15 protein-coding genes are annotated in these 17,908 nt (G+C 56.4%); 7 read left to right on the top strand and 8 right to left on the bottom strand.

From position 1 onward, the window contains the following. Nucleotides 1-3: 3 nt before the first annotated feature. The 4 genes from KF947_RS20655 to KF947_RS20640 all read left to right on the top strand — a co-directional run bounded on the left by KF947_RS20655 (nucleotide 4) and on the right by KF947_RS20640 (nucleotide 4,189). Nucleotides 4-909, top strand: a complete 906-nt coding sequence (locus tag KF947_RS20655) for a hydroxymethylglutaryl-CoA lyase (RefSeq protein WP_227404968.1) — start codon at nucleotides 4-6, stop codon at nucleotides 907-909. An 85-nt stretch (nucleotides 910-994) separates the two neighbouring features. Next, the gene (locus KF947_RS20650; RefSeq protein WP_227404967.1) at nucleotides 995-2,716 is read left to right on the top strand and encodes an AMP-binding protein; all 1,722 of its coding nucleotides are present in this window, start codon (nucleotides 995-997) and stop codon (nucleotides 2,714-2,716) included. 6 nt (nucleotides 2,717-2,722) lie between these two features. Further along, the gene (locus tag KF947_RS20645) at nucleotides 2,723-3,547 is read left to right on the top strand and encodes a class I SAM-dependent methyltransferase (protein ID WP_133730549.1); all 825 of its coding nucleotides are present in this window, start codon (nucleotides 2,723-2,725) and stop codon (nucleotides 3,545-3,547) included. A gap of 78 nt (nucleotides 3,548-3,625) precedes the next feature. Beyond that, nucleotides 3,626-4,189 carry a hypothetical protein gene (locus KF947_RS20640; protein ID WP_133730548.1) on the top strand — a complete coding sequence of 188 codons (564 nt, stop codon included), beginning with the start codon at nucleotides 3,626-3,628 and terminating at the stop codon, nucleotides 4,187-4,189. Here KF947_RS20640 and KF947_RS20635 read toward each other — a convergent pair. Further along, nucleotides 4,186-6,078, bottom strand: a complete 1,893-nt coding sequence (locus KF947_RS20635) for a monovalent cation:proton antiporter-2 (CPA2) family protein (RefSeq protein WP_227404966.1) — start codon at nucleotides 6,076-6,078, stop codon at nucleotides 4,186-4,188. The genes KF947_RS20640 and KF947_RS20635 overlap by 4 nt on opposite strands. A 97-nt stretch (nucleotides 6,079-6,175) precedes the next feature. Between KF947_RS20635 and KF947_RS20630 the strand changes: the two genes are divergently transcribed. Genes KF947_RS20630 through KF947_RS20620 form a run of 3 tightly spaced genes read left to right on the top strand, consistent with a single transcriptional unit; the run spans nucleotide 6,176 to nucleotide 8,549 of the window. Beyond that, nucleotides 6,176-6,454: a Trp family transcriptional regulator gene (locus KF947_RS20630; RefSeq protein ID WP_027959142.1), complete on the top strand. Its 279-nt coding sequence runs from the start codon at nucleotides 6,176-6,178 to the stop codon at nucleotides 6,452-6,454. Further along, nucleotides 6,451-7,872, top strand: a complete 1,422-nt coding sequence (locus tag KF947_RS20625) for an anthranilate synthase component I family protein (RefSeq protein WP_227404965.1) — start codon at nucleotides 6,451-6,453, stop codon at nucleotides 7,870-7,872. Before KF947_RS20630 ends, KF947_RS20625 begins: the two co-directional genes overlap by 4 nt. Beyond that, on the top strand, nucleotides 7,869-8,549 hold the full coding sequence (locus KF947_RS20620; protein ID WP_227404964.1) for an anthranilate synthase component II: 681 nt from the start codon (nucleotides 7,869-7,871) through the stop codon (nucleotides 8,547-8,549). The genes KF947_RS20625 and KF947_RS20620 overlap by 4 nt, the downstream gene beginning before the upstream one ends. 18 nt (nucleotides 8,550-8,567) lie before the next feature. On the opposite strand, the gene KF947_RS20615 is transcribed toward KF947_RS20620, so the two are convergent. The 7 genes from KF947_RS20615 to KF947_RS20585 all read right to left on the bottom strand — a co-directional run bounded on the left by KF947_RS20615 (nucleotide 8,568) and on the right by KF947_RS20585 (nucleotide 17,908). Further along, the gene (locus KF947_RS20615) at nucleotides 8,568-8,843 is read right to left on the bottom strand and encodes a DUF1294 domain-containing protein (RefSeq protein ID WP_133730544.1); all 276 of its coding nucleotides are present in this window, start codon (nucleotides 8,841-8,843) and stop codon (nucleotides 8,568-8,570) included. Nucleotides 8,844-8,869: 26 nt separating this feature from the next. After that, nucleotides 8,870-9,958 carry a 23S rRNA pseudouridine(2604) synthase RluF gene (gene rluF, locus KF947_RS20610; protein ID WP_223288867.1) on the bottom strand — a complete coding sequence of 363 codons (1,089 nt, stop codon included), beginning with the start codon at nucleotides 9,956-9,958 and terminating at the stop codon, nucleotides 8,870-8,872. Nucleotides 9,959-9,994: 36 nt separating this feature from the next. Continuing rightward, entirely contained in the window at nucleotides 9,995-10,540 is a 546-nt protein-coding gene (locus KF947_RS20605) for a DUF924 family protein (RefSeq protein WP_227404963.1), read from the bottom strand. Nucleotides 10,541-10,619: 79 nt separating this feature from the next. Then, entirely contained in the window at nucleotides 10,620-13,268 is a 2,649-nt protein-coding gene (ppc, locus tag KF947_RS20600) for a phosphoenolpyruvate carboxylase (protein WP_227404962.1), read from the bottom strand. A gap of 38 nt (nucleotides 13,269-13,306) precedes the next feature. Then, nucleotides 13,307-14,161: a nucleoside triphosphate pyrophosphohydrolase gene (mazG, locus tag KF947_RS20595; protein WP_211596150.1), complete on the bottom strand. Its 855-nt coding sequence runs from the start codon at nucleotides 14,159-14,161 to the stop codon at nucleotides 13,307-13,309. Beyond that, nucleotides 14,161-16,437 (bottom strand): GTP diphosphokinase, encoded by a 2,277-nt coding sequence (gene relA, locus KF947_RS20590; RefSeq protein WP_227404961.1) that lies wholly within the window; start codon nucleotides 16,435-16,437, stop codon nucleotides 14,161-14,163. Before relA ends, mazG begins: the two co-directional genes overlap by 1 nt. A gap of 73 nt (nucleotides 16,438-16,510) precedes the next feature. Further along, nucleotides 16,511-17,908, bottom strand: coding sequence for a TRAM domain-containing protein (locus tag KF947_RS20585; RefSeq protein ID WP_227404960.1), 1,398 nt, complete (start codon nucleotides 17,906-17,908; stop codon nucleotides 16,511-16,513).

Genomic DNA, 17,908 nt, shown 5'->3' with positions numbered 1-17,908 from the left:
CTGATGCCATTGCCTACCTCTGTAAAGCTGTTTGAAATGTCGCCCCGTGACGGCCTGCAAAATGAGCCGGGGGCCATTGTGCCCACCGGGACTAAGATTGCTCTGATCGAGCGGCTTGCTAAAGCAGGTATCACCCATATCGAAGCCGCCAGCTTTGTATCACCCAAATGGGTGCCACAAATGGGCGACGCCGTTGAGGTCATGGCGGGCATCACACGCCAGCCAGGCGTGGTGTACTCCGCGCTGACGCCCAACCTAAAAGGGCTCGAAAACGCGCTAACTGTGGGCGTTGAGGAGGTCGCGGTATTTGGTGCGGCGTCTGAGGCTTTTTCACAAAAGAACATTAACTGCTCCATTGCTGAATCACTGACCCGCTTTGAGCCGGTGTTAGAGCGCGCCCGAGAAGCTGGCGTGCGCGTTCGCGGCTACGTCTCTTGCGTATTGGGCTGCCCCTACGAAGGCGAGATAGCCCCCGCCAAAGTGGTTGAAGTGGCCAAGGCGCTTTATGAGATGGGCTGCTACGAGGTGTCCCTGGGCGATACCATTGGTGTCGGCACGCCGCTGGCTGCTAAACGCATGATTGAGACGACGCGCCAACAGGTGCCCATTGAGTTTCTGGCCGCTCACTTCCACGACACCTACGGCATGGCGCTGGCCAATCTTTATGCCGTCCTAGAAGAAGGCGTTAGCGTTATTGATGCCGCTACCGCGGGGCTTGGCGGCTGCCCCTATGCCAAGGGCGCTTCCGGCAACGTAGCCACTGAAGACGTACTCTATCTGCTGGAAGGGCTGGGGATTGAAACGGGCATCGACCTACAGGCCGTGATCGAAACCGGCTACTGGATCACCCACGAGCTAGGCCGCAAGCCCAGCTCCAAGGTGGCCCTGGCAAAAGGCGCTAGCCGTTAAATGATACGTTAATAATAAAAATTAAAAGCAGCGAGTTATCCCCTGCCTTCCCGTTCGGACAAGAAAAATATCGGAGAGATACATCATGGCATCACCTGCTCTTACACAACCCAGTTACTCCAGCAGCATGGCTGACAAGCCGCTTCTTGGCATGACGATCGGCGATAAATTTGACCAAATCGCGACGCAATATGCTGATAATGACGCGCTGATTGTACTGCATCAGAACATTCACTGGAGCTATCGCCAGCTCCAGGAAGAGGTCAACCGCTGTGCCCGTGCGCTGCTCTCCATCGGCGTCAATAAAGGCGACCGTGTGGCCATTTGGGCACCCAACTGCAGCGAATGGACATTGACTCAGTTCGCCACTGCCAAAATTGGCGCCATCCTGGTCAACATTAACCCCTCTTACCGCACCCACGAATTGGAGTACGCGCTAAACCAATCCGGCGCGCGCTTCTTGGTCACCGCTAACAGCTTCAAGAGCTCTGACTACAGCGCCATGCTGTATGAGCTGGCACCCGAGTTAAAAGCCAGTAACGATGGCGAGCTGAAGTCGCAAAAGCTGCCCGACCTTGAGTGCATTATTAATTTAAGCAGCGAAAAACTGAGCGGCATGTGGCGCTGGTCTGACCTGATGAAAGAAGCCAATAAGGTTAGCCAAACCGATGTTGACGACCTGCAGGCAACGCTGCAGTTTGATGATGCGATCAATATTCAGTACACCTCGGGCACCACGGGCTTTCCTAAGGGCGCGACGCTTTCCCACCACAACATTCTCAATAACGGCTTCTTCGTGGCGGAGAGCATGGGCTTTACCAGTGAAGACCGCCTGGTGATACCTGTACCGCTCTATCACTGCTTTGGCATGGTCATGGGCAACCTGGGCTGCATGACCCATGGCGCCACTATGATTTACCCGGATGAGGGCTTCGATCCCGGCAAAGTACTTAAAGCGGTTCACGAGCAAAAAGCCACCGCGCTCTACGGCGTGCCCACCATGTTTATCGCCGAGCTTGAACACGAGGGCTTTGCTAGCACTGACTTCTCCACACTGCGCACCGGGATTATGGCGGGCTCGATCTGCCCTGCGGAAATCATGAAGCAGGTGATCAACAAGATGAACATGAAAGGCGTACAGATCGCCTACGGCATGACTGAAACCAGCCCGGTATCCACCCAAACGGGTGCCAACGACAGCATTGAGAAACGCGTTTCCACCGTGGGCCGTACCCAGCCGCACCTGGAAAGCAAAATCGTCGACCCCGGTAACGGCGGTATCTTGCCACGTGGTGAAATAGGCGAGCTGTGTACCCGCGGCTACAGCGTGATGCTCAAGTACTGGAATAACGACAAAGCTACCGCCGAGGCGATTGACGAAGCGGGCTGGATGCACACCGGCGACCTGGCCACCATGGATGAAGAGGGCTACATCCAGATCGTTGGCCGTATCAAAGATATGGTCATTCGCGGCGGCGAAAACGTCTATCCCAAAGAGATCGAGGAGTTTCTCTACGCCCATCCGGCGATTTCAGAAGTGCAGGTCACCGGCGTCCCCGATAAGAAGTATGGTGAAGAGCTGATTGCCTGGGTGAAGCTCAACAGCACCGCGGGTGATGTCACCGGTGAAGAGCTGCGCGAGTACTGCAAAGGTAAAATCACTCACTTCAAAATCCCACGCTACTTCAAGTTCGTCGACGAATTTCCGATGACCGTCACCGGCAAGATTCAGAAATTCAAAATGCGCGAAATTTCGATTCAGGAGCTAGGTTTAGATCCAGAAGCAGGCTCGGATCAAGAGTCATAACGGGCGATGACCGACTCCAGCCATTTGGCAGACCATTATCAGCGCGCCCTGCGCGCTGATGAGGTATTGGCGCAGATTGATAGCCACTACCCCGCAGGCCCCACGCTGCATCAACTGGCTCCCTTGGATCAGCTGCATATTGGCGGTGTAGCGGCTTCCACAAGGCTGCTGAAACGGCTCAATCCTGACACCCACGGTAAGGTGCTGGATATTGGCGCTGGGCTGGGCGGGCTAATGCGCCAGGGTGCTTCACTTGGTTTTCAAATGACGGGGCTGGATATCACCCACGGTTTTAGTGCGCTCAATAAATCGCTGAGCTTACGGGTCAGTCAGCCAGACTCCCCACCGCTTGCCTGGGTAACGGGCGATGCTAGCGCTCTGCCCTTTGCGGATAATAGCTTTGATGCTGTGCTGTTTCAGCACAGTCTAATGAATATGCCCGATGTTCCCGTGGTAATCGCTGAAAGCCACCGTGTTCTACGCCCAGGCGGGCAGATAGTGATGCACGAAGTCGTCAGCGGCCCCAGCGTGACACAACTTCGCTACCCAGTGCCTTGGGCAGCCTCCGCCAAGCACTCCCATCTACTTACCTTGGTTGAGCTGACTGGATTGCTGAAAATGGGCGGCTTTCAACTTGAACACGTGGACGACTGGAGCGAAATGGCCTTGGCGTGGCGCCAGCGGCAACGTCAAAAAGAGCAAGCGCCACACCAAGCGGTGCTGTCCCCCCAGTGGGTATTTGGCGAGCGCTTTATCACTATGGGTAAAAATTTAGTCGATAACCTAGCCCAGGGCGCAATTAAAGTGGTGGAAATCCAAGCCAGTTGCTAACCTGAATAGAATTGCTTTTTCCTCTCTACCCATGGCTATACAACAATATTTGGGTATGAACCGATAGGTGTACGAGAAATGCCAATCAAACGCTTGGCAAGCACCCTGATCTGCTGCTCTGTTCCCTGGTTTAGCAGCTATGCCGACGACACTCCGCCGGTGATGGCCTATACCGCCCCCAATAGCGAGCTCATGCAGCTGGATAACGGCGTTATCTTAGAAGGCAGCGATCTCCAAAGCCTTGATAACTATACCAGCGGTTTTCGTGTAACCGCAGGCTACAGCCCCTGGCGCCTCCCCCAAATCGATATTGGCGCTGAAATTGCCTACCGGGAAAGCGACGAAATCTCCACTTCTTCCGATGTTAATCCGCTCATCATGGATACACTCAGTTTAGGTGGCGCCATCGTTGCCGGAGTTCGCATGGGTGCTTTCAGCATCTATGCGAAGTCCGGCATCACAGAATGGCGCGGTGAAAGCGACCTGGAAGGCGCCGATGAAAGCGGTACCGCATTGCTGCAAGGTTTCGGCGCCACGGTAACGATTAACCGACTCGTCAGCCGCCTAGAGTACGAACGCATCGACGCCCCAACCCTCAGCCACCTCAATATGCTAAGCGCCTCGCTGCATCTTCCTTTTTAAACTGCATCGCGATGTTGGTCTGGCGGTGTCCAAATAGGCACATCTTCCTGTTGCGGCTCTGGCCAATCCTGCTGCATTGCGTTGTTCAGCGATTCTTCCAGCTTCATAAATAGCTCACCATAGCGGGGGCTGAAGCTAATGCCCTCTTCGATCTCTTTCCAGGCTTCAAACAGTTCATCCTCATGGGCATCTTCGTTCTGTACAAAGGCCCAGGTCATCTGCTTAGCGCGCATGGGGTGCACGCCCATGGCAGTCAGTGCGTGTCCGCCCAGTTCCAGCGCTGAATGATAGGTTTCACTGATAACGTCGTCGGCACCCGCGTCACGTAGCTGATAGCCATGCCCACGGTCGAATGCACGGGCCAGCACCCACACTTGAGGGTAGGCATGCTTCACATGCTTAACCATCTGCACGGCACGCTCACGATCGTCTAACGCGATAACCAGTAATCGGGCGTGCTCGATCCCTGCGGTCTCTAGCAAGTCGGAGCGACTGGCATCGCCAAAGTAGCTTTTGATGTTAATTTTGCGCAGGTTCTCGATCTGCTCAATCTCCAGATCCAGCGCCACGATGGGGATATTATTGGCGCGCAGCAAGCGGCAGATAATTTGTCCAAACCGCCCTACCCCCGCAACGATCACCGGTGCCTGCTCCTCAATAGCATCGGCTTCGCGATCATCGTTTTTAGCGATAAGGTAGCGCGGTAGCACCAGCCGGTCATAGGCAATAAATAGCAACGGCGTTAAGAACATCGATAGCGCCACCACCAGTGAGAGAACCTGAGAGATATCAGTAGGAATCACGTTGTTTTGAACGCTATAGGTTAGCAGCACAAAGCCGAATTCACCGGCTTGGGCAAGGCTTAAAGTGAATAGCCAACCGTTGCTCCCATGCACCCGAAATAGCAGCGCCAAGCCCAGCAGAATCACTCCTTTAACAACGATAACCGCCACGCCTAACGATAGCACCGTGCCCCACTCTGCGGCTAACACCGAGAAGTTGATACCCGCCCCTACGGTAATAAAAAACAGCCCCAGTAGTAGTCCTTTAAAGGGCTCAATATTGGCTTCCAGCTCGTGCTTAAATTCACTGTTGGCGAGCACCACCCCCGCCAGGAAGGCCCCCAGGGCGGGGGATAAATTGACCACACTCATCAGGGCGGCGATGCCAATCACCAGCATCAACGCTGTAGCGGTAAACACTTCACGCAGGCCAGAGCCAATTACATAGCGAAACAGCAGCGGCATTAAGTAGTAGCCGCCAGCGATGACACTCACGATGGCACCCACGACCACTAAGGCGTGCGCCCAGCCGGGCAAGTGGGCTACCAGGCTTAAGCTGGCGTGGCCATCATCACCGCCCGCCCCCATTAATTCAGGCAGCGCTAGAAGCGGGATCAGCGCCAGCATGGGGATCACCGCAATATCCTGAAACAGCAGCACCGAGAAAGCGCTGCGACCACCCTCCGTTTTGGCAAGCCCCTTCTCATTGAGTGTTTGCAGCACAATCGCCGTGGAGGAGAGCGCAAAAATCAGCCCCACCGCCAGGGCGGTTTGCCAGACAAGCCCCAGCCACCAAACGATAGCGGTACCAGCGGTCGCCGTGAGCACTACCTGCAGCCCGCCCAGACCGATCAGCCGAACCCGCATCGCCCAAAGGCCCTTGGGGTCAAGCTCCATGCCGACCAAAAACAGCATCATCACCACGCCAAACTCGGCAAAGTGCTGAATGGTGGTGGTCTCCTGCCCCACCAGCCCCAGGATTGGCCCAATCACTACCCCGGCGACCAAGTAACCCAGCACCGACCCCAGCCCAAAACGCTTGGCCAGAGGTACCGCGATCACCGCGGCAACAAGATAAATAAAGGCTTGAATGAAATAACTGGTCATCGGGTTCCCTTAAATTGACAGGCGCTGCTTGACTTCCCAGAGCAATCAGGTAGCGTACTAGTACGTTAGTACATCACTAATTACTCGGTAGCGAACTATGCCTTCAAACGGCCACTATCAGGCTGAGCTAATCGACCACCTACTCTCCATTGATTCACCTGAAGCAATGGATAGAGCGCTGGCGAGCCTGCTAACGCCAGCAGAGTACCAAGAAATCAGTAAACGCCTACAAATTTTTAAGCTGCTGCGTGAAGGTGTGCCCCACCGCAAAATTGCCGAAACCCTGGGCGTGGGCATTGCTACGGTTTCACGGGGTTCCCGCGCGCTGACCACGTTACCCTCTTCAAGCCCTTCTTCACGGAATGATGCATCATGACCACTGCCAATACACATGCCTCATCAGGCCCGCAGCCATTTACGCTGCCGCGCAAACCTCACTATGTGACCTTGGCGGCGGACTGCGACTTCTTTGCCCTATTTCAAAAAATCGAGCGACAGTTTGATACCTGCTACATGCTGGAGTCATTGGGCGAAGATAGCCATATGGCGCGCCACTCAATTATCGGCTTCGACCCCGAGTTCACGCTCTACGCCAATGGCAACACGCTGACCATTGAAGACCGCGACGGCAATGCCAACCACTACCCCAGCGACAACCCGTACGAACTGCTACGTAGCCTGATCCCGCAGAATATTATTTCCCGCAAGTACGCTGGCGGGCTAAGCGGTTATCTCGGGTACGATGCCATGCAGTACTTCGAGCCATCGCTTACGTTAAAAGCCAGCGATGATTTCGATACCTTCCGCTTCGGGCTCTACAAAGATGGCCTGATTCTCGACAAGATGACCGGGGAAGTCACCTACTTCTACTACGACAACAGCCGCTATGACTTTCTGCAGACGCTGATCAATGCAGACGACGAGCCAGCAGGCCCGCTGCAAATCACCGCGCTGGGCGACACCATGAGCCAGGCAGAGCACGCCGAGGCGGTGGCCAAGGTGAAGCAGGATATTATCGACGGTAAGGTGTTCCAGTGTGAAGTCGGCTTTAAAAAACGCTTCCGTATTAAAGGCGATACCTTGGCGCTGTATGACCAGCTACGCACCATTAACCCTTCACCACAGATGTACTACGTCAAATTCGGCGAGCAGAAGCTGATCGGAGCAAGCCCGGAGCTTTTGTTCCGGCTGCGCCAGGGCGAGATGGAAACTTTCCCTCTGGCGGGTACAACCACCCGGGGACAGACGCCCCAGGAAGATACCAAGCTAGCCCGCGCGCTGCTTAACGATCCCAAAGAGATCGCCGAGCACAACATGATTGTGGATCTACACCGCAATGATATTGGCCGGGTGGCGCAGTTTGGCACTGTGAAAGTACGTAGCCTGATGGATATCAAGCGCTTTAGCCACGTTCAGCATATCTCTAGCGAGATCGTCGGCATTATCGCCGAAGGTGAAGATATGTTTACCGCGCTGGCCAGCAACTTCCCCGCGGGCACGCTCACCGGCGCACCCAAAATCGAGGCGATGAAGATTATTGATGATTTGGAAACCGATGGGCGCGGCCCCTACGGCGGCGCCGTGGGTCAGTTCTCGTTTAACGGCGACTGCACCTTTGCGATTCCGATTCGCACCGTGTTTGTGAACGGCGAGCGTGCCTACGTGCAAACCTGTGGCGGCAATGTGTTTGATAGCAACGCCGCCGATGAGTACGAGGAGATCCGCCGCAAGTTTGCCGGTACGCGCAAAGCCCTTGCCCCCTTTATGGAGACGGACATGGAGAGCCCAGCATGAAGGTACTTATTATCGATAATTACGACTCCTTCACCTATAACCTCTATCAGTTTATTGGTGAGATTCTAACCACAGAGAAGAATCGCGGCGGGCTGGCTAATTTTGAGATTATCGTTAAGCGCAATAATCAGATCGATTTCAACGCCATCGAAGCCATGGCACCGGATCGTATTATCATCTCCCCCGGCCCCGGCTCGCCGGATGACCCGCGCTACTTTGGCGTGTGCGCTGAAGTGATCGAGAAACTGGGCAAGACTACCCCGCTGCTTGGAGTGTGCCTGGGTATGCAGGGCATTGTGCATGTATTTGGCGGCAAGGTGGTGAAAGCGCCGCTGCCGATGCATGGCAAGATCAGCCCGATCAACCACAATAACGCCTCGGTGTTTAACGGCGTGCCCGACCAGCTTGAAGTAATGCGCTACCACTCGCTAATTGCCGATGCGACCACCCTGCCCGAATGCCTGGAAGTGACCGCCACCGTAGGCGCACTTGCAGCCGATAGCTTTGAGCAGCGCAGCCGCTGGCAGGCATTGGGTGAATTCGAACTGATGGGCGTTAAGCATAGGCAGTACCCGATTCACGGGATCCAGTTCCACCCGGAATCGTTTGCCACCGAAGGTGGTAAAGAGCTAATCGCTAATTTTCTTTTTGCGCCCGACGATCACGCCACAGCGTAGGCACCCAGCATAGGGTGGCTAAATGAGACTCAATGAAACCATTAGCCACCCTGCGCAGGCCAGATTTACGACAACCGTCAGCCAGAACGTAACTTGAAAGGTGGTTTTCTGGGTTTTATGTCTCAGCTGCTGTTGGGCCAGTAGCGCACCCGGCCAGCCACCCACTACCCCAAGCAGATGTAGCGACTTCTCACTCACCCGACGGCGGTTTTTAATCGCCGCCTTTTTATCGATAGCGTAAGTGATATAAGCGATAACGCTTACTACAGCGTAAAAGGCGACGAATGGAATCACAGTGAAGACTCTTGAAGGTTTAGGAGCTACTTGCGTCGCTGAGAAGGTTTGCCGCCCACCGCCGGCTTACCGCGGCCTTTACCAACAGGCTTACCTTTAGCACCAGGCTTGCTTTTAACACCGGGCTTACTTTTAACACCAGGCTTACCGGGGGCTTTACCGCCCTTGGGATGCGGCTTACCTGGCGCGCTGCCATTCGGGCCGGTACCTGTTTTTCCACTGACTTTTCCGCTGGCGGCTTTTTTACCTTTGGGAAGCGGTTTAGCCCCGGCGGCCTTGGCACCAGCCGACTTCGCGCCCGCTTTGGCCGGGCGCCCTTTCGCGGAAGGCTTTCCTGCGCCTGAGCTGTAGTTGGGTCTTTCCGGCTTAGCTTTACTTTTCTTCTCGGGTGACGCCTCTGAGCGTTCGGTCAGGGCGATAATAGTATCGATCTCTTTAGGCGTGAGATCGCGCCAGTCGCCCAGGGCCAAGCCTTTGAGGGATACATTCATAATACGCGTGCGAATAAGCTGGGTAACCTCGTAGCCGAAGTATTCGCACATACGGCGAATTTGCCGATTGAGCCCCTGCACCAGGGTAATGGTGAATACAAAGGTGGACTCTTTTTGTACCTTGCAGCGCTTGGTCACCTTGCCAAGAATCGGCACGCCACTCTGCATGCCCTCGATAAACTCGTCGGTGATCGGCTTGTTCACCGTCACCTGGTACTCTTTTTCGTGGTTGTTATTGGCGCGCAGAATCTTATTAACCAGATCGCCGTTATTGGTTAAGAAAATCAGCCCCTGGGAGTCTTTATCGAGCCGCCCAATGGGGAAAATACGCACGCCATGCTTCACAAACTCGACGATATTGTCCTTTTCGCTGGATTCGGTGGTGCTAACAATGCCCACCGGTTTGTTCAGCGCGATCAGCACCAGATCCTCCTCTTCCTGAGGCTCGATCTCCTGACCGTTTACTTTAACCAAGTCCCCTGCCACCACTTGATCACCGGTGGTCGCGCGGCGACCGTTTATCCACACGTTGCCCTGCTCCACAAAGCGGTCGGCTTCACGGCGAGAGCACATCCCACTCTCGCTAATATATTTATTGATACGGGTAGATTTTCGAAACGACATAAAACGCCACGTGGCTAAAAGAGGATAAGCAAACAGTTAAAAAGAGGAGCCGGGCTCCTTTAAGAAGGCCAACTCCTCGTCGGTAGAGGCCCGCCCCAACAAGACGTTGCGGTGCGGGTAACGACCAAAGCGATCAATAATCGCTTTGTGGCGCACTTCAAAGTCGTAGTTATTCTCTAACCCCGGCTGGTCAAACAGCTGCATCGCCAGCTCATGAATGGCCACGGATTCGCTATGCATATAGGGCATATACAGAAACGCCCGTTGTACACTGGTCAGCTCTGCGTCTGACCCTGCGCCTACTGCCTCTTGCGCTAGCGCCAGCGCTAAGGGATCAGTGGCAAAAGCACGGGCGTCATCGCGGTGGATATTGCGCGAGAACTGATCCAGCACAATGATCTCCGCAAGCCGCCCTTGAGCCGTTTGACGCCATGCGTAACATTCGCACTGGGCGGCTTGGGCATGCAGTGCGCCAAACCGCTGAGAGATTGTACGATCCAACTCAGCGTCTTTTTTAAACCACTGAGCAGGCGTCAACGCCTCAAACCAAAAGTCGATTACCGCTTGAGCATCTGAGGACATTGACACCTCCCTGTTGTAGTAGACGTTGTAGTAGAACGTTACGGTTAAAAATCACGGTAAAAAATCGTGTTAAAACAGCCTAGCCGGTGTTGCGCAGACCTGCTGCTATGCCCGCCATAGTGACCATCAACGCCCGGGAAAGATCGGCGCTGATCGCCCCATCGGCATCGCGATTACGCTGCAGCAGCTCCGCCTGCAAACCGTGCAGCGGATCGATGTAGGGATTGCGCACATCGATCGCCTGGCGAATCAGCGGCGTGTTCTCCAGCAGCTTCTCCTGCTGAAGAATATCCAGCACAGCTTCTTCCAGGGACGCGAAACGCTGGCGTAACTTTTTACCCAATGCTTTCAGCGATGGCTCGTCGACCAAGCGGTGCTCGTAGTAGGCAGCAATGGCGACATCAGCTTTGGCCAGCAGCATCTCCAGCATGTCCAGGTAGGTGCCGAAGAACGGCCACTCATTGCGCATCTCTTGCAGCACATCGCGACCGCCGGGCTGCTCTAAACGCCGCGAGAAGGCTTCGCCGCTACCTAGCCATGCGGGTAGCATCAGGCGAATCTGTGTCCAGGCGAAAATCCATGGAATGGCGCGCAGGGTTTCCACCCCGCCATCCTGGCGCCGCTTGGTGGGGCGTGAGCCCAACGGCAGCCTGCCCAATGCGCCTTCTGGTGTGACCGCGCGGAAATAGGGCACGAAGTCCGGATCTTCACGCACCACGCCCACATAGGCACTATGCGCTACCTTGGCAAGCTGATCCATCTCTTCACGCCAATGCGGTTCCGGCGCACGCGGTGGCAACAGCGTGGCTTCCAGCACTGCACAGGCATAGATCTCCATGGAGCGCAGGGCAATATCGGGTTGGCCAAACTTGAAGCGAATCATCTCGCCCTGCTCGGTCACCCGCAGGCTGCCGTTTACCGAGCCTGGAGGCTGAGAAAGTATCGCCGCGTGGGCTGGGCCGCCACCACGGCCAACGGTGCCGCCGCGGCCGTGGAACAGGGTTAAATCGACGCCGTGTCGGTTACACACATTCACCAGCGACTCTTGAGCACGGTACTGGGCCCAGGCAGCGGCCAGCTGGCCGGCATCTTTTGCCGAGTCGGAGTAGCCAATCATGACCTCCTGACGTTCATCGATCAGCGAACGATAGCCCGGTATCGCCAGCAGCTGATCCACCACCTCGCCTGCGTGATCCAGGTCGTTAAGGGTTTCAAACAGCGGTGCGATAGGTAGCGTTACCTGCCCCCCGACCTCTTTCATCAGCAGTGCCACGGTAAGCACGTCAGAGGGCTCAGCGGCCATGGAAATAATGTAAGTCCCCAGCGCTTCGGAATGCTCCTGGGCGATGACTTTAAACGTATCCAGCACTTCGCGGGACTCAGCGGAGCACTCCCAGCGGCGCGGAATCAGCGGGCGACGTGAGGCCAGCTCCTCGAGCAAAAATTCCTGCCGTTTGGCTTCGTCCCACTCCTGGTAGTGGCCCAGGCCCAGGGCGCTGGTCAGCTCTTCAATGACCTGGGCATGGCGGCTGGCTTCCTGACGTAGGTCGAGCTTGGTCAGCGTCACTCCAAACACCGCAACCCGACGCAGCGTATCCAGCAGCGCGCCGTTGGCGATGGTGTCGAGGCCCACATCACACAGCGAGCGGTAACAGGCGAGCAGCGGTGAGTAGAGCTGATCGCGGGTTTCAATAATCGGCCCGCCATCGTAGTTACGCCCTTCAAGCTCTGCTTTGGCCCAATCACGGGTTGATTCCATTTTAGCCAGCAGCCGCTTCAGCACTTCGCGGTAGGGCTCAGTGACATCGCCCGCTTCGGCTTTGAGCGCACTATTCGCCTTCCACATGGAGAGCTCGGTTTTAAGCTGTTCGAGATCGCGCAGATAGAGGTCGGCGGCCATCCAGCGACCTAACAGAAGCACCTCGCGGGTCACTTTAGCCGTTACGTTGGGATTGCCGTCGCGGTCGCCGCCCATCCAGGAGGCGTAACGTATCGGCGCCGCGTCCAGAGGCAGGCGTTCACCGGCAGTATCCAGCAGCAGGTTATCCAAATCTCTATGAAAATCTGGTACCGCCTGCCACAGCGAATTTTCAATTACCGCAAAGCCCCACTTGGCTTCATCCACCGGGGTGGGCCGCTCGTGGCGAATCTCGTCGGTATGCCACGCCTGGCTAATCAGCTCTTCCAGGCGACCCTGGGCGCGGGTGCCACGCTCCGGGTAATCTTCGGAGCTCTCAATGGCGGTTAAGCACTCATCGATGGCGTCATATTTTTGGATCAGGGTTCGGCGGATAACTTCGGTGGGGTGCGCGGTTAGCACCAGCTCAACGCGCATGTTGGCGAGGGTCTCGACCAATTTGCGCGGTGAGTTGCCGGCCTGCTCGGCACGCGCCAGCAGCTCACCCAGCACCGGCTGGGAGCCGGGCTTGTAATCTTCTACCCGGCGAAAGCGCGCCCGATAGTGCTGTTCGGCAATGTTCGCGAGGTTTAAGAACTGGTTAAACGCCCGGGTGACCGGCAGCAGATCCCGCTCGGGCAGCTCGCGCAGATACTCGATCAATTCGCGCTGCTGCAGCGAGTCGCCCTGGCGCCCTCGCTTGGCGTGGGCGCGAATGGTTTCAATTTTATCGACAAATGCCTGGCCCAAATCGTCGGCAATGGTTCGCCCCAGGCTGTCGCCCAGAATACGCACGTTATCGCGCAGAGATTCGTGTAGGTCGTGACTCATTGGCATGGCCTCCTTGCAGGGGTCGCATCATTATTAGATCAGGAATGGGTAGATTGTTTTTCTTCTGCTTTGGCTGCCTGCCAGTGGGCTTCCATCTCGTCTAGGGAAGCCTCTGTTAATGGCCGCTGGGCAGCGCTAAGCTCGCGCTCGACAAAACGAAAACGACGCTCGAACTTGGCATTGGTAGCGCGCAGGCACTGTTCGGGGTCGGCATTCAGCGTGCGGGCAAGGTTGGTGACTGCAAACAGCAGATCGCCGACTTCTTCCTGGGCGTGCTGTTGATCACCGGCGGCAAGCGCCTCTTCTACTTCCGCCAGCTCTTCACGAATTTTAGCCACCACGCCGCGGGCATCGGGCCAATCGAAGCCTACTCGCGCTGCACGCTTGGACAGCTTGGCAGCGCGGCTAAGGGCAGGCAGCGTGCGCGGCACATCGTCGAGCACAGAGGGCTGCTCTACGGCTCTCTCGGCGCGCTTCCTTTTCTCACGTTCTTCGGCTTTCAATGACTCCCAGCGGCTGTTGACCTGCTGAGTTTGCACCTCTTCAGCGCTCACGCCTGGCGGGCGCCGGGAAGCCAGCGTGCCCTCCGGAAATACATGCGGATGGCGACGCAGCATTTTAGTGGTAAGCGTATCGACGATATCGGCAAAGTCGAAGCGCTGCTCTTCCGCGCCGAACTGGGCGTAGTAGACCACTTGAAAGAGCAGATCACCCAGCTCACCAGGCAGTTCGTCAAAAGCGCGCCTCTCAATGGCATCGGCAACCTCGTAGGCCTCTTCCAGGGTATGGGGCACAATGCTGTCCCAATCCTGCTGGAGATCCCAGGGGCAGCCCTGCTCCCGGTCGCGCAGCACCTGCATCAAGGTCAACAGGTCATCGATACCATGGCGCATTATGCTCCTCCCTTGCGAACTTGTTGATCCGGGTCGGCGTTGCGCAAACGGCGCACTTCGGTAACGTTGGGCAACTGCTGGATACGCGAGAACAACCGTCCCAGGGATTCAAGCCCGTCGACTTCCAGAGTAATACGCAGCCGGGCAATGCCTTCATCGGTGTCGGTGAGCGTGTTCACTGCAAGCACGTTGACTTTTTCATTACCCAGCAGGCCCGTGACATCGCGCAGCAGCCCGGAGCGATCCCAGGCCTGAATCTCAATGGTCACCGGATAGCGGGTTTGGGCGCGCTCGCCCCACTCCACTTCGATAATGCGCTGGGGTTCGTCCAGGCGCAATTGCAGAATATTACTGCAGTCCTGGCGGTGAACGGTGACGCCACGCCCTTGAGTAATAAAGCCGATAATCGGCTCGCCGGGCACCGGACGGCAGCAGTTGGCCATACTGGTTTTCAGATTGCCGACGCCGAGCACCGTGATATCACTTTTGGTGGCCTTACTGGATTGGCGCTTAGGCTTGGCAAGCAGGCGATCGAGCTGCTCTTGGTCGTCGGTTTCACCAAACAGCTGCTGGGCCTGGTGCAGCACCTGACCGATACGCAGGTCACCAGCGCCAATGGCCGCGTACATGTCCTCGGCGTTTTGGTAGTTGACGGCCTTGGCCAGCTTGGGCAGGTCGAGCCCCTCGACATCCAGGCGGCGCATTTCACGGTCAAACAGCACGCGCCCCTCGTCCAGGTTTTGATCACGGGCCTGATGTTTGAACCACGCTTGGATTTTAGCCCGCGCCCGGGAAGTACGCACATAGCCCAGGCTGGGGTTTAACCAGTCGCGGCTTGGCCCACCTTTAGTGGCAGTCAGAATCTCAATTTGCTGGCCGGTTTTTAACTTGTAGGTGAGCGGCACAATGCGCCCGTTAATCTTGGCGCCCCGACAGCGGTGGCCAATTTCGGTATGTACCCGGTAGGCGAAATCGATCGGTGTGGCAATCCGTGGCAAATCGATGACGTGGCCGTCAGGGGTAAAAACATAGATACGATCAGGCGCCACATCGCTGGAGAGCCCTTCGCGGAGATCGCCAAAGCCGCCCACTTCGTCCTGCCACTCCAGTACCTGACGCAGCCAGGCGATTTTCTCTTCGTAGCTCCGGCTTTTGGCGTTGGTATCGTGCCCTTTGTAGCGCCAGTGGGCACAAACGCCCAGCTCCGCCTCGTCGTGCATGGCAAAGGTGCGAATCTGGATTTCAAGTACCTTGTTTTCCGGCCCCATAACAGCGGTGTGCAGCGACTGGTAGCCGTTCTTTTTGGGGTTGGCGATGTAGTCGTCGAACTCGTTGGGCACATGGTGCCAACGCGAGTGAATAATCCCCAGCACGGTGTAGCAGTCCGCCACTTCCGGCACCAGAATGCGCACTGCACGTACATCGTGCACCTGCGAGAAGTCGATCCGCTTACGCTTCATTTTGCGCCAGATCGAGTAGATATGTTTGGCCCGACCATCCACATCGTAGCGGTGGATGTGCTGCGCTTCCATCAAGCTCTTGATGGTTTCGACCACATCGTGAATATAGCGGTCACGGTCGAGGCGCTTTTCCGCCAAAAGCTTGGCGATCGCTTTGTACTCATCTTCATGCAAGTAACGAAACGATAGGTCTTCCAGTTCCCATTTAAGTTGCCCAACGCCGAGGCGATGGGCCAACGGCGCGTAAATATCGGCAACTTCCCGGGCAACCTGTAAGCATTTCTCCAGTGGCGCATCTTTTACTTGGCGCAGCGCACAGGTGCGTTCGGCAATTTTGATTAGCGCCACGCGTACATCACTGACCATATTGACCAGCATCTTGCGCAGGTTTTCCTGCTGATTGTGTTGGCCCATGCCATGGTCAGGCGCCAGCGGGTAGCTGATCGCGGCCATTTGCAGCACCCCATCAATCAGGTTGGCCACTTCTTCGCCAAAACGCTTTGTCACGAATTCAAGGCTCAGCAGCCCTTCCCGCACCGCGCGGTAGAGAACGGCGGCCTCAAGTGTCGCTTGATCTAGCTTTAACTCGCCAAGAATATCAGCCATTTCCAGGCCCATGCGGAAACTCGAGCCTGGCGATAGCCATACGCGATGGGTGCGCGGGGCCTCAAGCTCCAGCTTCTCGGCGAGTTCACAGGCGTCAACTAAACGCTCCGGCTCACGTAGGCGCACATCCTCCTGCAGGCGCGTTAACCATTGTTGTATGTCCACCGTTCCGCTCGCGGTTAGCGGCTGGTCTTCACGCACTTTCACCATGACAATTACTCATCCTTTCAGGGAGACGGTCTCTACACGGCCGTCACCGTGGCTTGATGCGATGGGGAAACGTCTAGTCCCCGTACTCGAACAGCATCAGCGTTTCCATATGTGCAGTGTGAAGGAACATATCCGCCACTGCTACTTGCTTGACCCGGTACCCCGCATGCACAAGGTGTGCCGCATCCCGGGCAAGCGTCGCCGGATCACAGGAAATATAGACCACCCTGGGCACTGGGTGGCGCGCCAGCGCCTGACAAATGACTTCAGCGCCGCTACGCGGCGGATCGAGCACCAGCGCATCACTATCACCATGTACAGTTAATAGCTCATTAACGCCGACAGCGTTGCTTAAATCGGCCTGCTGACCGCTGACCATCAACTGATTGCGCTTAGCGTTAATCGCAATGCGCGCCACCATGGCGGGGTTCCCTTCCACCGCATGAACCTCAGCACCCGCTGCCGCTATGGGTAGGCTGAAATTACCGATACCGGCAAACAGATCAAGTAGTTTTTGCCCTGGCTTAGGCGCTAGCCACTGAATGACCTGGGCGACCATTTGCTGATTAACCTGGGCGTTGACCTGTAAAAAATCTCCCGGTGCAAAACTTAAGCTAAGCGGTGGCTGACCATCCACCGCTAGCGACTCTTCAAGCGCTGGCACTGCGCCATGCCAGTGCAGTGTGGGTGTTTCGCGCCCCAACCAGGTGCCTAGCGCCACTCCCTGCTGCTGTGAAAAGGCTTGCCAGCGATCGGCGTCCCCAGCGTGCTCTTTTAACTGACGAACCAGCACGACCTGCGCGGTTGCTGTTGCCAATAATTCGATGTGCCCTACCTGGCGCGGCGCCTCTAACGTATTCAGCAGCTCACGCAAAGGAGTTACCAGACGCTGTAAGGCATCAACCAATACCAGGCAGCGTTCAATATCCACCAGGCGATGACTATGGGCGGCACGAAAACCCAGGCGGGTATTGCCTTGGCTATCGACTTTGACCCCCAGCCGCGCACGACGACGGTAGCCTTGGTCGTCACCCTGAATTGAGCCGATCTCGCTTAACGTGATGCCCTGGCGCGCAAACAGGTCGCGCACTACCTCGCGCTTATGATCGCGCTGAGCATCGACGTTTAAATGCTGCAGATCACACCCACCGCAGTGACCAAAATGCGGGCAAGGCGGCGTTACGCGCTGCTCAGATGTGGTTAGCAGTGACTTGATATGCGCTTCGTCAAAGCGTTTGCGGGTGAGATGAATGGCCACTTCGACCTGTTCACCAGGCAGCGCCTGATCGACAAAGACCGTTTTACCGTTGGCCGAATGGGCCACGCCACGCCCATCATGAGCCAAACGTTCAATGACCAGCGGCGATGCGTCCTCTACAGCGGTATGCGGAGCCTTGCCGCCCGGCGAGCGCGCCAGCCCAGAATGACCTGATGCGGGCCTGGGCGGCCGCCGTTTTCCCAACATGGCCAT

The sequence above is a fragment of the Halomonas sp. FeN2 genome, assembly GCF_020595105.1.
GTDB classification, from domain to species: domain Bacteria; phylum Pseudomonadota; class Gammaproteobacteria; order Pseudomonadales; family Halomonadaceae; genus Vreelandella; species Vreelandella neptunia.
This window is presented reverse-complemented; position numbering and strand designations above follow the sequence as displayed.